The organism is Kutzneria kofuensis (assembly GCF_014203355.1).
Classification (GTDB): domain Bacteria; phylum Actinomycetota; class Actinomycetes; order Mycobacteriales; family Pseudonocardiaceae; genus Kutzneria; species Kutzneria kofuensis.
This window is the reverse complement of the sequence record NZ_JACHIR010000001.1, coordinates 541,747-553,217: the sequence shown is the minus strand read 5'-3', so window position 1 is coordinate 553,217 and position 11,471 is coordinate 541,747. Positions and strand designations below refer to the sequence as shown.

11 protein-coding genes are annotated in these 11,471 nt (G+C 71.1%); 6 read left to right on the top strand and 5 right to left on the bottom strand.

Features of this window, described 5'->3' with window-relative positions; all coding sequences use genetic code 11:
- Positions 1-65: 65 nt before the first annotated feature.
- Positions 66-419, top strand: coding sequence for a DUF488 domain-containing protein (locus tag BJ998_RS48970; protein WP_184869221.1), 354 nt, complete (start codon positions 66-68; stop codon positions 417-419).
- Here the strand turns inward: BJ998_RS48970 and BJ998_RS02475 are convergent.
- Genes BJ998_RS02475 through BJ998_RS02465 form a run of 3 tightly spaced genes read right to left on the bottom strand, consistent with a single transcriptional unit; the run spans position 416 to position 3,071 of the window.
- Positions 416-877: a GNAT family N-acetyltransferase gene (locus BJ998_RS02475; RefSeq protein ID WP_184858091.1), complete on the bottom strand. Its 462-nt coding sequence runs from the start codon at positions 875-877 to the stop codon at positions 416-418. The genes BJ998_RS48970 and BJ998_RS02475 overlap by 4 nt on opposite strands.
- 41 nt (positions 878-918) lie before the next feature.
- A complete protein-coding gene (locus tag BJ998_RS02470; RefSeq protein WP_184858089.1) occupies positions 919-2,226 on the bottom strand; it encodes an APC family permease in 1,308 nt (435 codons plus the stop codon).
- A complete protein-coding gene (locus BJ998_RS02465) occupies positions 2,223-3,071 on the bottom strand; it encodes a carbon-nitrogen hydrolase family protein (RefSeq protein ID WP_312889881.1) in 849 nt (282 codons plus the stop codon). The genes BJ998_RS02470 and BJ998_RS02465 overlap by 4 nt, the downstream gene beginning before the upstream one ends.
- A gap of 93 nt (positions 3,072-3,164) precedes the next feature.
- On the opposite strand from BJ998_RS02465, the gene BJ998_RS02460 reads away from it, so the two are divergent.
- The gene (locus BJ998_RS02460; RefSeq protein WP_184858088.1) at positions 3,165-3,869 is read left to right on the top strand and encodes a FadR/GntR family transcriptional regulator; all 705 of its coding nucleotides are present in this window, start codon (positions 3,165-3,167) and stop codon (positions 3,867-3,869) included.
- A gap of 43 nt (positions 3,870-3,912) precedes the next feature.
- Here the strand turns inward: BJ998_RS02460 and BJ998_RS02455 are convergent, their stop codons facing one another.
- Both BJ998_RS02455 and BJ998_RS02450 read right to left on the bottom strand, forming a co-directional pair.
- On the bottom strand, positions 3,913-4,413 hold the full coding sequence (locus tag BJ998_RS02455) for a transglycosylase SLT domain-containing protein (RefSeq protein WP_184858087.1): 501 nt from the start codon (positions 4,411-4,413) through the stop codon (positions 3,913-3,915).
- Between the two features lie 250 nt (positions 4,414-4,663).
- Positions 4,664-6,157 carry an alpha/beta fold hydrolase gene (locus tag BJ998_RS02450; RefSeq protein ID WP_184858086.1) on the bottom strand — a complete coding sequence of 498 codons (1,494 nt, stop codon included), beginning with the start codon at positions 6,155-6,157 and terminating at the stop codon, positions 4,664-4,666.
- A gap of 153 nt (positions 6,158-6,310) precedes the next feature.
- On the opposite strand from BJ998_RS02450, the gene BJ998_RS02445 reads away from it, so the two are divergent.
- The 4 genes from BJ998_RS02445 (at position 6,311) to BJ998_RS02430 (ending at position 11,445) form a co-directional block, all read left to right on the top strand.
- Positions 6,311-6,499, top strand: a complete 189-nt coding sequence (locus tag BJ998_RS02445; RefSeq protein WP_184858085.1) for a hypothetical protein — start codon at positions 6,311-6,313, stop codon at positions 6,497-6,499.
- 103 nt (positions 6,500-6,602) lie between these two features.
- Entirely contained in the window at positions 6,603-7,151 is a 549-nt protein-coding gene (locus BJ998_RS02440) for a hypothetical protein (protein ID WP_184858084.1), read from the top strand.
- Positions 7,148-8,824, top strand: coding sequence for an RNA ligase family protein (locus tag BJ998_RS02435; protein ID WP_184858083.1), 1,677 nt, complete (start codon positions 7,148-7,150; stop codon positions 8,822-8,824). Before BJ998_RS02440 ends, BJ998_RS02435 begins: the two co-directional genes overlap by 4 nt.
- A complete protein-coding gene (locus tag BJ998_RS02430) occupies positions 8,824-11,445 on the top strand; it encodes an RNA repair domain-containing protein (RefSeq protein ID WP_184858082.1) in 2,622 nt (873 codons plus the stop codon). Before BJ998_RS02435 ends, BJ998_RS02430 begins: the two co-directional genes overlap by 1 nt.
- Positions 11,446-11,471: the final 26 nt, after the last annotated feature.

The window sequence follows — 11,471 nt, the reverse complement described above, 5'->3', positions numbered from 1 at the left end:
CGCACCCGGTTGAGTCGGCGGTGTGTCCCTCGGGCGAGGCGGGCCGTTCGGAGTTATCGTCAGTTGTGCGGACGGTGCGCGTGGCGCGGGTCTACGACGATCCCAGTCCCGAGGACGGAACCCGGGTGCTGGTCGACCGGTTGTGGCCGCGCGGCCTGCGCAAGGAACTGGCGAAGGTGGACATCTGGTGCCGGTCCGTATCGCCGTCGACCGAGCTGCGCGTCTGGTACGGCCACGACCCCGAGCGGTTCGAGGAGTTCGCCGAGCGCTACCGCGCCGAACTCGCCGATCCCGAGCGGCAGGCGGCGTTGCGTGGCCTGCTCGAAACGGACGGCACCGTCACGCTGCTGACGGCGACGAAGTCGCTGGACATCAGCCAGGCCGCGGTGCTCGCCGACGTGCTCCGCTCGATGAGCTAAACCCGGCGGAGGGTCAGTTCGAACGGCTCGAATCCGTGTGAACGATAGAACGCGATCGCCCTTTCGTTGGCCGAGAACGCCGTGACCCGGAATTCGGTGGCGTTGGTGCGGCCGGCCCATGCGGTGAATTCGGTGACCAGGGCGGAGCCGACGCCGGCCCGGCGGAACCTCTCGAACACCTGCATGCTCTCCAGCGCGGCGATCCGTGCCCCCGGCCGGATGTCGCTGGAGCGCAGCCGGCCGACGAGATGGCCGGCGGGGATGCCGTCCACCCGGGCCAGCAGGCACAAGTCGCCCTGGTCGCGGACCTGCGTGTAGTACTCGGCGCCGTGCCGGCGGGGCCAGTCGGCGTCCATCCGCGGATCGTGCCGCGCGCCGTCCTCGGCGAACAGCGCGCCCACGGAAGCCACCAGTTCGGGAATGAGATGTTCGGTCGTTTCGACGATTGTCGTGGCCATGAGGCCACGGTATCCGAGTCGATTTCAGCTGTAAATTTTAATTAATCCTCGAATGTGACTTCCGGTGGCGGGCGGCGGAAACCGCGGGTGAGGTAGGTCAGGTAGCAGACACCGAGGGCCAGCCAGATGAGGCCGAGGGTGATGGCGATGCCGTCGAGGTGGGCCAGCAGCCAGAGGTCGACGGCGGCGCCGACGATCGGCACGACCAGGTTCCGGAGGACCGAGCCGCGCCGGCGGAGCCAGAGCGCGATCACGGAGAGGTTGACGAAGGTGAAGGCGGTGAAGGCGCCGAAGTTGATGAACGACGTGGAGGTGGTGACGTCCAACGCCAGCGCGCCGAGGCCGACGAGTCCGATGAGGACGATGCCGAAGACCGGGGTCTCCAACTTCGGCTGCAGGTAGCCGAAAAAGCGCTTGGGCAGCACGCCGTCACGGCCCATGGCGTACATCAGCCGGGAGGCGCCGGCCTGGGCGGCGATGCCGGAGGCGAACTGGGCGACCATCAGCCCGGCCAGGAACACGGCGGCGAAGAGGTTGCCGCCGATGTCGGTGGCGATCTCGAAGGCGGCGGACGACTCGTCGTGGAAGGTGGCGCCGGGATGCACGAGCTGCGTGGCGTAGGCGAGGATGACGAACAGCACGCCGCCGAGCAGCGCGGTCAGCAGAATGGCGCGGGGAATGGTCTTGCGCGGCTCGAAGGTCTCCTCGGTGAGCGTGGTGACGGCGTCGAAGCCGAGGAACGAGTACGCGGCGACGGCGGCGCCGGCGGAGATGCCGCCGAAGGAGGATCCGTTGTGGTAGAAGGGAACCGTACTGAACAGTCCGGTCCCGACCTGGCGCAGCGACAGGATGACGAAGAACAGGATCACCAGCAGCTGGAACGCCATCAGCAGGAAGTTCGCGGTGACGGCGACGCGAATGCCCAGCACGTTCAGCACGGTCGTCAGCACGATGAAGCCGAGCACCCACACCCAGCTCGGCACCGACGGGAACTGCGCCGACATGTAGGCGGCGCCGATCAGCCAGATCACCATCGGCAGGAAGAAGTAGTCCAGCAGGACCGCCCAGCCGACCAGGAAGCCGACCCGGGAGTCGATCGACTTGCGCACGTAGGTGTACGCGGAGCCGGCGACCGGGTAGGCGGCGGCCATCCGTCCGTAGCTGGCGGCGGTGAACAGCATCGCGACCGTGGCCAGGATGTACGCCGTCGGCACGGTGCCGGCGGTGGTGTCGGCGACGATCCCGTACGTGCCGAGCACGATCAGCGGCGCCATGTAGGCGAGTCCGAAAAGGACAACGCCGCGCAGGTGCAGGTGCGGTGTGAGGCTGCCGGTCCTGGTCGCGGTCATCGCGGGTCACCTCCACGCGGCCGCCAGCGGCCGGGCTCGATCCTGCCCTGGTAAAGGGGAAGCTCAATGGGCGCGTCGGAGTCGGTGAACTGCTCCCACATCCGGTTCACGCCGGCGGTGCCGCGCCGGCGGACCCGCGCCACTTCGCCGAGATCCAGCGTCAGCGCGAGCACAGCCGGATCGGCGTCGGGTGTCTCGGCCAGCACCTGGCCCTCGGGCCCGACGACAACGCTGCGCCCCCTGCCGAAGGGGCCGGCCACGTTGAGGCTGGCCACGAACACCTGGTTGACGATCGCGTTCGCCCGGGCCAGCACCAGTTCCTGCTCGCGGTCCGGGGTGGTGGTCTGCACCGGATTGAGCACGAGCTCCGCGCCCATCCAGGCCAGGTGCCGGGCCAGCTCCGGGAACCACGAGTCGTAGCAGATGGAGAAGCCGACGCGGCCGGCCTCGGGGATGTCGAGGACGACGAACCTGTCGCCCGGGTCGTACGGCTCGTACGGCCGCCACGGGAAGATCTTGCGGTACGAGGCGACGAGCTCGCCGCCGGGTGAGAAGGCGAGCGCGGTGTTGAACACCTCGCCGGCCGGGCCCCGCTCGCAGACGGTGCCCGGAACCAGCCAGACGCCCAGGTCGCCGGCGATCTCGGCGAGCCGACGCGTGCGCGGTCCGGTCAGCGGCTCGGCGGTCGCGCGCGGGTTCTCGGCGCCGCAGAGGTGCAGCTCGGGGTACATGACCAGCCGCGTGCCGGGATGCTCGGCGAGCACGGTCGTGACGTCGGTGGCGAACATGTCCAGCGGCCGGTCGAACGGCACGGGTTCGGCCTGCACCAGCACGACGGGCAACACGGGCGGCTCCTTCCGGTAGCCGCAAAATAGTCCAGGCTGAGCACTTTCACAAGAGTGCTCAAAATGAGCGGTTAAAGGCGTTAGGGTGGTCGCATGGACGGCCTGAGCGCGCCCGCGCTGACCGGTATCCGCCGGCTGTCCGCGCTGGACACGGTGCGGGCGCGAATCGCGCTGGCGGTCGAGTTGGGCCTGCTCGCGCCGGGGGAGGCGCTGCCGCCCGGGCCGGAGATCGCCGCCGCGCTCGGGGTCGGCGAGATCACCGTGCGCCGGGCACTGGTGTCGCTGTGCGCGGACGGTGTGCTCGTGCGGCGTCGCGGGCGGGGCGGCGGGACGTCGGTCGCCGCCGAGCCGGCGTCGGGCGTGGTCGCGGAGATCGCCGCCTACACCGGGGCCGTGGCCGAGGTGCATGAGCTGATCGATCACCGGCTGGCCTTGGAGACGGGCCTGGTGCACCTCGCCGCCGTGCGGCGTGATGACGAGGCCGTGCCGGAGATGTGGGATCTCGTGCGGCGCATGGAGAAGGCGTCGGGATGGGCCGAGTTCCACGAGCTGGACGCCCGTTTCCACGCGGCGGTGGTGGCGTCGAGCGGGGTGACGGCCGGGGTCGAGAAGTACGGCGAGGTCGTGCGGGAGCTGTACCGCTACTACCTGCCGTATCCGCTGGAGTACCTGCGCGAATCCAACCGGGAACACGGCGAGTTGACGGCGGCCGTTGAACGGCGGGACGCGGTCGCCGCGGTCGAGGTCACGTGCCGGCACGTCGAGGCGCTGCACACGACCATGCTGCATTCTGGCTAGAAGAACGCGCCGGCCGCCCCGAGGACGGCCGGCGCGGTGACACTCAGCCGCCGACCTGCGAGGCGGCGGTGCGGGCCCGGGACATGTACTGGTTGTAGGCGCCGTTGTTGTAGGTCGTCCACGGCGTCCAGTCGTTGCCGTTGGACGAGATGCGGGCGGCCGCCTGGGCGCACGTGGTCGGGTTGAACGCCTGGTCGTCCGACACCTCGCCGTGCCACTTCGAGTTGATCTGCCACACGCCACGGTCCCGGCTGCAGTCGGTGTTGATCAGCACCGCCTTGGTCCAGCCCTGGCTCTCGGCCAGCGCGACCGCGATGGAGATGACCAGGCCGTTGCCGTGCAGGCCGGCGTTGCGCGCGTACTGCGCGATCTGCTTGTCCGACAGGTGGGTTCCGGCCAGCGTGCTCTTCTGCGTGCACAACGGGGAGGCCGGCGCGGCGACGCCCACCGGCACGGTGCCGGCCGTGGCCAGCGGGGCCGCGACCAGGAGTCCGCTCAGCACGAGCCCGGAAAGCGAGACGAGGCGCAGAGAAACCTTCGCCATGATGTTTCCTCACAGTCATCGCAGGGGTAATGACGTGATTCGTGGCGGCGTCCGCCCATCGTGGCAGCGAATGATCCTCGCGCGAAGCGTTCACCCTTGACAGATTTGGTCTAGACCAGAACGCGGAGACGCCGCCCCGGCCGGAAAGCCGGGGCGGCGTCGGGAAACGCGGGTTCGAGCAGGCTCGGCCGGGAGGCGGCGCGGGTGGGCGTGCAGCGCTCCCACCCGCGCCTGGAATCGCCGGACGAGCTCAGCCCGCGACCGGCGCGGGCGGGGCCGCGCACTCGACGTCGGAGGCGTTGGCGGTCTTGCGCGGCGGGAGCTTTCCGCTGCTGAGGTAGGTGCCCAGCACGGAGTTCACGCAGCTGTCGGCGTTCGGCGTGACCCCGTCGGTGATGCCGCCGTCGACCGTCAGCAGCGCCGCGTGCGGATACCGTTGGCGCACCGACAATGCGCCGGACAGCGGAGTGACAGCGTCGAGGGAGTTCTCCAGCAGCAGCACGCTGCCCACCGCGAAACCGAGCACCGGAACCGGGTTCCCGGCCTGCGCCGGCCACACCCGGCACGGCGCGTTCGCCCAGGTGTTGCCCCAGGCGGTGTCCGGCGCCTGCGCGGCGCTGGCCACCGTGTCGGCGCGCCACTGCGACCAGTCCTTCGGCCACGGGGCGTCGGTGCAGGTCTGCGCCAGCAGCGTCGCGAACACGTTGTCGTTGCCGTGCTGGAAGAACTGCGAGTACACGGCCTGGATCTCGGTGGCGTCACCGCTGGCCACGTACCGTGCGAAGACGCCGCCGAACAGCGGCCAGGTGGCCTGGAAGTACGGCGTCACCAGGAAGGTGTCGGCGAACTCGTCCGGGCCGATGACGCCGTTGCCCGGCTGTGCGGTCACCTTCGCCATCTGCGCCGCCCACACCTGCTGGATCGCCGCCCGCGTGGTGCCGAGGTGATAGGTGGCGTCGTTGGCCGCCAGCCAGTCGAACCACAGCAGGAAGTTGCGCTCCAGGCCGGTGTTCTGGTCGAAGTTCGCCGCCCGGTACCACACCTCGTCCGGGTTGATCGGGCTGTCCAGCACCATCCGCTTGACGGACAGCGGGTGCAGCGTGCCGTACACCTCCTCCACGTAGGTGCCGTAGGACTGGCCGTACATGCTGACCTGGCCCGCGCCGAGCGCCTGGCGCACGTCATCGAGGTCGGCGACCACGTCGGTGGTCTTCATGTGCTGCAACAGGTCCGGCTGGGCCTTGGCGCAGGCGTCGGCGTAGCCCTGCACCCGGTTCAGCCACTGGGCCTCGATGTCCGGTGTGGTCGGCACGTAGTTCGGCCGGTTGAAGTCCTGGTAGTTCGGCTCGCACGACAGCGCCGGCACGCTGGGCGCGAGGCCGCGGCGGGCGATGCCGATCCAGTCGTAGCCGTCCGCGCCGGGCAGTTGTTGCCCGAGCAGCGACTGCTCGTATCCGGTGCCGCTGAGCATGTTCGGCGCCACCAGCATCACGCCCTGGTACGGGCTGGAGGCCTTGTGGGCCAACCGGGACAGCGCGAGCGTGAGCTTCGCTCCGCCGGGGTTGGCGTGGTCGAGCGGCACCTGCAGGGTGCCGCACTGTGCGCCGGCGCCGGCCAGCGTCGGATCCGTACAGGAGCCCCAGACGATCGCGTCGTGCGGGAGGGCCGCGCCGACGGCGGCCGAGTTGCCCATGGTGACCACTGCCGCCGCGGCGACCGCGGCGGCAGACAGCAGACGTCTCACCAGAAATTGCCTCTCTCACGGTGGTTCCCGCGATCACCGTAGGAGCCGGGATTGTGAGTGTGCACAACTCCGGTCGGTTTCGGGCCAGGTTTTGTACCCCAACGGACAGCGGCGCTAGGCTGCGGGAATGAGCGGACGGTCGGGAGCGCAGCGGTGACCGCCGGCATCCTCGGCGGCATCATCGCCGGTCTGGCCGGGCCGGACTGGGCCCGCTACCTCGGGCTGGTGCCGCTGCTGCTCGGCGCCGTCCTCGCCTGGCGGGCCCGCCGCGAGCGCTGGCCACGCCTCGTGCCATGGCTGCTGCTGGTCGTGGTCGGGCTGGTGATCCTGGTCCTCGGGTGACCGTTTTCCGCTCCGCCGCCGGGTGACGTGGATTTCAGTGGGATGAACCGGCCGCGGTGTGCCAACCTGTTCGCCGACAACGGATGATCAAGGGGGCACGGTCATGGAGAAGATCGCGACGATCTTCGAACGGGACGGCCGGTTCCACGTCGTCGACCGCCCGCGCGCCGACTGCGCGTGGGTGTTCGACGGCGAGGGCGTGGCGACGGAGAAGCTGGACGGCACCAACGTTCGGCTGACCGTGCGCTGCGGCACTCTCGTCCGGGTCGAGAAGCGGCGCAACCCCGGCAAGGAACAGAAGCAGCGGGGCATCGTCGACGGCTGGTACGTCGACGCGGGCCGCGAGGACAAGTGGATCATGGCGGCGGCCGACGGCACCGACATGTCGGCGTGGCCGGACGGCGAGCACCCGTGCGAGGCGATCGGGCCGCGCGTGCAGGGCAATCCGCTCGGCCTCGACCTGCACGTCTGCGTGCCGTTCAACCTGAGCGCGCCGGTGTACGCCGACGTGCCGCGGGACTTCGCCGGGCTGCGGACGTTCCTGGCCACTGTGGACAGTGTCTACTCGCCGGGCCATCTCGCCGAGGGGCTGGTGTTCCATCACCCGGACGGGCGGCGGGCGAAGATCAAGCGTAAGGACTTCGGGCCGTGAGAGTGCACTATCCGCGCACGCCGCACCTGCCGTGGTCGCCGGGCGCGACGGCCGACGACGTGCGGACCGCCGACCTGTCGGGGTTGGCCGGGCGCGAGGTCGTCGTGACGGAGAAACTGGACGGCGAGAACACCACGCTGTACCGCGACGGCCTGCACGCCCGGTCGCTCGACTCGGCGCACCACCCGTCACGGGCGTGGGTGAAGTCCCTGCACGGCAGTGTGGCGAGCGCGATCCCGGCGGGGTGGCGGGTGTGCGGCGAGAACATGTACGCCCGCCACTCCCTCGGCTACGACGACCTGGACAGCTGGTTCTACGCCTTCTCGGTGTGGGCCGGGGACCGCTGCCTGTCCTGGGACGCCACCGTGCGGTTCGTGACGTCGCTGGGCATTCCCGTGCCGAAGGTGTTGTGGCGCGGGATCTTCGACGAGCGCGCGTTGCGCCGGATCCGGCTGGACCTGAGCCGCCAGGAGGGCTACGTCGTCCGGGTCGCCGACGGGTTCCCGTTCGAGGAGTTCCGGCGCTGCGTGGCGAAGTGGGTGCGGACCGGGCACGTGCAGACCGATCAGCACTGGATGCTCGGCCCGGTCGTGGCCAACGGCCGGGGCCCGGCGGCGGCGCTGTGGGACGTGCGCGCCGGCATGGCCGTGGACGTGCCGGGTCTGCTGGCGGCGGTGGGGGTTTCCGAGGCGGAGGAGCCGGGGGACGTCGTCGGACGGCTGGATCTGTTGGGCCGCAGGGGAGACGCGCGGCTCGCGGGCGTGCTGGCGGCGATGCTGCGCGGGCGGCCGCGCCGGAAGATCGCGGCGGACCTGGTCGCGCCGCTGGGAATGCGACTGGCGCGACAGGTGGCCGACCTGACCGGGCTGTACGGGCGGTTGTTGGTGCCGTTTCCCGACGACGAGCGCCGGATCGGCCTCACCCGGTTGGCGTTGGCGGCCGATCTCGGGGTGCTGCATGCGGTTGCGGCGGCGGCCCACCCCGGCAACCAGGAGGTCGAGTGGTCGGCGATGCACGCGGAGGAGGCCGGGCTGCTGGGCGAGCGGCCGTTCGAGCCGCTGAAGTCGGCGCTGCGCATGCAGGGTCTCGACGAGGACGTGGCCGACCGGTGCTGGGCCGAGGCTCGGTGCCGGGTTTCCACGGCCGCGGAGGCCGTTCCGCTGACCTGGCGCTGGCGGTCCGGCGATTTCCCCCGCCTGATCGCCATGATCGGGCCGTCCGGCAGCGGGAAGAGCCGGTTCATCGGTTCGTTGCGGGGAATCGACGAGGTCGTGTCGCTGGACGACCTGCGTGAGGCCCGCGGCTCCCGCGAGGACCAGAGCGCCAACGCGACCGTCTTCCACATCGGGGTCCGGCGGCTGGAGCGGGCTCTCACCGCCGGCCGCACGGTGGTGTGGGACGCGACGTCGTTGAATCGCCGGCAGCGGGCCATGCCCCAGACGGTCGCGGCCCGACGGGACGCGTTCGTCACCAATGCCGTGCTGCTGGTGCCGGAGGAGGAGCTGTTCCGCCGCAACGGCAACCGGTCGCACGCGTTGCCGCCGGACGTGCTTTCCGCGCAGCTGGGCCGGTTCTCGCCGCCGTACCCCGGCGAGGCGCACCGGACCTGGTATGTCGGCGCTTCCGGTAGGGTCGAGGACGTCGCCGGCGCGCTCGGCCGCGAGGAGGGATGATGCGGACCAGCGAGGAGATCTATCACCGGGTGCGCTGGGACCCGCGGTTCGACCCGGCCCGGTTCGTGCTGGGGATCGGCATGCGCGGCCGGCCGCCGAATCGGGTGCCGCTGCCGGCGTTCGTGCCCGGCGGCGAGATCCCGTGGCACCGCGTGGTGTTCGTGGAGGCCGACGGCGAGGTGTTGTGGGACCGGGCCACCGGGATCGACCGGATGGACGAGTCCGACGCCGGACGCGTGTTGGGTCCGCGCCGACTGCGCGCCCCGTTCTTCACCGCCAGGTCCCCGTATGCGTGGGACGGCCTGGCGTGGTCGCCGGTTCGTAATGTCCATGATGGACGGTACGGCGACAGTCGGCTGCGGGTGCTGACGTGGAACACGCTGTGGGACCGCTACGACGCCGACCGCATCGACACGGCCAACCGCCGGCCGCGGCTGGTGGCCGAGTTGGAGCGGGCCGACGCCGACGTGATCGCCCTGCAGGAGGTCGAGACCGGGCTGCTGACCCTGCTGCTGGCGGCGCCGTGGGTGCGGACCGGGTACGTCGTCAGCGAGATCGGCGGCCGTGAGGTCGATGTCAACGGGTTGCTGCTGCTCAGCCGGGTTCCCGTGCGTGAGGCCGGATTCCACGTGCTCGGTCCGCACAAGGGCATCGTCGCGTTCGTGCTGGAGACGGCCGGCGGCTCGGTCGCCGTCGCGACCACGCACCTCACCAGCGACCACCACGAGCTGGGCGCGGAGCTCCGGGAGACGGAGATCGCGGCCATCGGCGAAGGTTTGTCCGATGTGGACTGCCCGGTGGTGCTGCTCGGCGACTTCAACGACGGCACCGCAATGCCGGCGGAGGCCCTGCGGCTGACCGACGCGTGGACCGAGGTGCACGGCCCGGCGGACCAGACACCCACCTTCGACCCGGTGGCGAACCCCTTGGCCGCGGTGTCCTCGCTGACCGGCCACGCGTCCCGGCTCGACCGGGTGCTGGTGCGCGGGCTGCGCTCGACGCACGCCCGGCTGCGGCGGGAGCCCGTGTCCGATCACTACGGCGTCGAGGCGGAGTTGCTGGTGGGCAAGGCCGACGGAGATGTCCTCGACGTCCCGTCCATCGCCCGCACCGCCGTCGCCTGGCTGCCGCCCGACCTCGCCGAGGTGGAGTCGTTGCGGCGCCGGCATGATCCGCAGGTCGACCGCTGGCCCGCACATGTCAACGTCCTGTTCGGCTTCGTGCCGGAGTCGGAGTTCGAGCGGGCCGTGCCGCTGCTGGCCGCTGCCGCCGCCCAGGTGCCGCCGTTCGCCGTGCGGCTCGACGGCGTGCACACCTTCGGCCATCGCGACGACGCCACCATCTGGCTCGACCCCGTCGCCCCCGAATGGCCGGCGCTGCGGGAGGCCGTCGCCCGCCCGTTCCCCGGCTGCCGCACCGACGGCTTCACGCCGCACCTCACCCTGGGCCGTAGCAAGGACGCGCAAGCGGTTGCGGCCGAGTGCGCGACCCGTTTGTCCCCTGTGGACACACGCGTCGGAGAGCTGGTCGTGCTGTCCAGGCGTGGTGACGAGCCGATGCGCACCAGGGCCCGGGTCGCGCTGGGCAGCGGCGCCGTGGAGTGGGTATCGGATGCCAGTGGGGTGGCGATCACGGAAAGCGACCAGATCGACTCCATTGTGGACCGTGTCGCCGAAGCCCTGCCGGGTGGCGTGGTGCATCTCGTCGGCTCGCGGCGGATGGGGAATGCCCTCGCGGACGCCGACGTCGACCTGGTCGCGGCGGTGCCCGGCCCGGTCGACCTCGACATTCCCGGCGCCACCGAGGTCCGCCCGGTCGTCGGCGCGCGGGTGCCGGGCGTGCGGATGCGGCTCGGCGGGCGGAGCGTCGACCTGGTGCTCGTCGAAACCGGCGACGTGAACCCGGCCGAGGCGGTCGAGCGCCGGGCCGAGCTGGGATCGGCGGCGGCGATCGCGCTGAGCGCGGTCACCGATGCCGGGGCGATCAACGGCCGGAACGTCGAGCTGGCCCGGCAGGTCAAGGCGTGGGCGAAGGCGCGCGGGCTGGACTCGGCGCCGTTCGGCGGGCTGCCGGGCATCGCCTGGGCGGTGCTGGCGGCGAGCCTCGAATCCGGGTCGCCGGCGGACTTCTTCGGGCACTGGGCGGCCTGGGACTGGCGGAACGCGGTCGCGCTGCAAGGCGATCACACGGCCTATGGGCCCATGACGATCATGACGCCGACGGAGCCGATCCGGTCGTGCACCGAACAGGTCGGCCTCGGCCTGCGCGACCTGCTCACCCAGGAGCTGTACCGGGCCTGGGAGATCGCCTCCGCCGAGACCGACCCGTGGCCGCAGCTGCTGGAAAGCCCGCCGATGCACCAGCGGCACTCGGCGTGGGCGGTGCTCACGGCAACCGACGAGGGCCGCCTCAAGGGCCGTATCCGGGCATTGCTCGCCATGCTGGAGCAGGACATGCCGGACGTGCACGCCTGGCCGCGGCCGTTCGCGCCCCACAAGTACGCCATCGGCCTCGGCCACACGCCGGTGACCGCCGACCGGCTCGCCGAGATCGCGGCCGGGTGGAGTGCCGGGGCCACCGTCGAGTGGCTGCCGAACGGAGGCGTCCCCACGTTGCGCTGATATTGGGTTGCCGTCCCGTGCCACAG

Bases quoted from the DNA above. Each gene is read 5' to 3' on its own strand.
- BJ998_RS02430 (WP_184858082.1), top strand. From the start codon at position 8,824: ATGCGGACCAGCGAGGAGATCTATCACCGGGTGCGCTGGGACCCGCGG.
- BJ998_RS02475 (WP_184858091.1), bottom strand. From the start codon at position 877: ATGGCCACGACAATCGTCGAAACGACCGAACATCTCATTCCCGAACTG.
- BJ998_RS02455 (WP_184858087.1), bottom strand. From the start codon at position 4,413: ATGGCGAAGGTTTCTCTGCGCCTCGTCTCGCTTTCCGGGCTCGTGCTG.
- BJ998_RS02470 (WP_184858089.1), bottom strand. From the start codon at position 2,226: ATGACCGCGACCAGGACCGGCAGCCTCACACCGCACCTGCACCTGCGC.
- BJ998_RS02460 (WP_184858088.1), top strand. From the start codon at position 3,165: ATGGACGGCCTGAGCGCGCCCGCGCTGACCGGTATCCGCCGGCTGTCC.
- BJ998_RS02440 (WP_184858084.1), top strand. From the start codon at position 6,603: ATGGAGAAGATCGCGACGATCTTCGAACGGGACGGCCGGTTCCACGTC.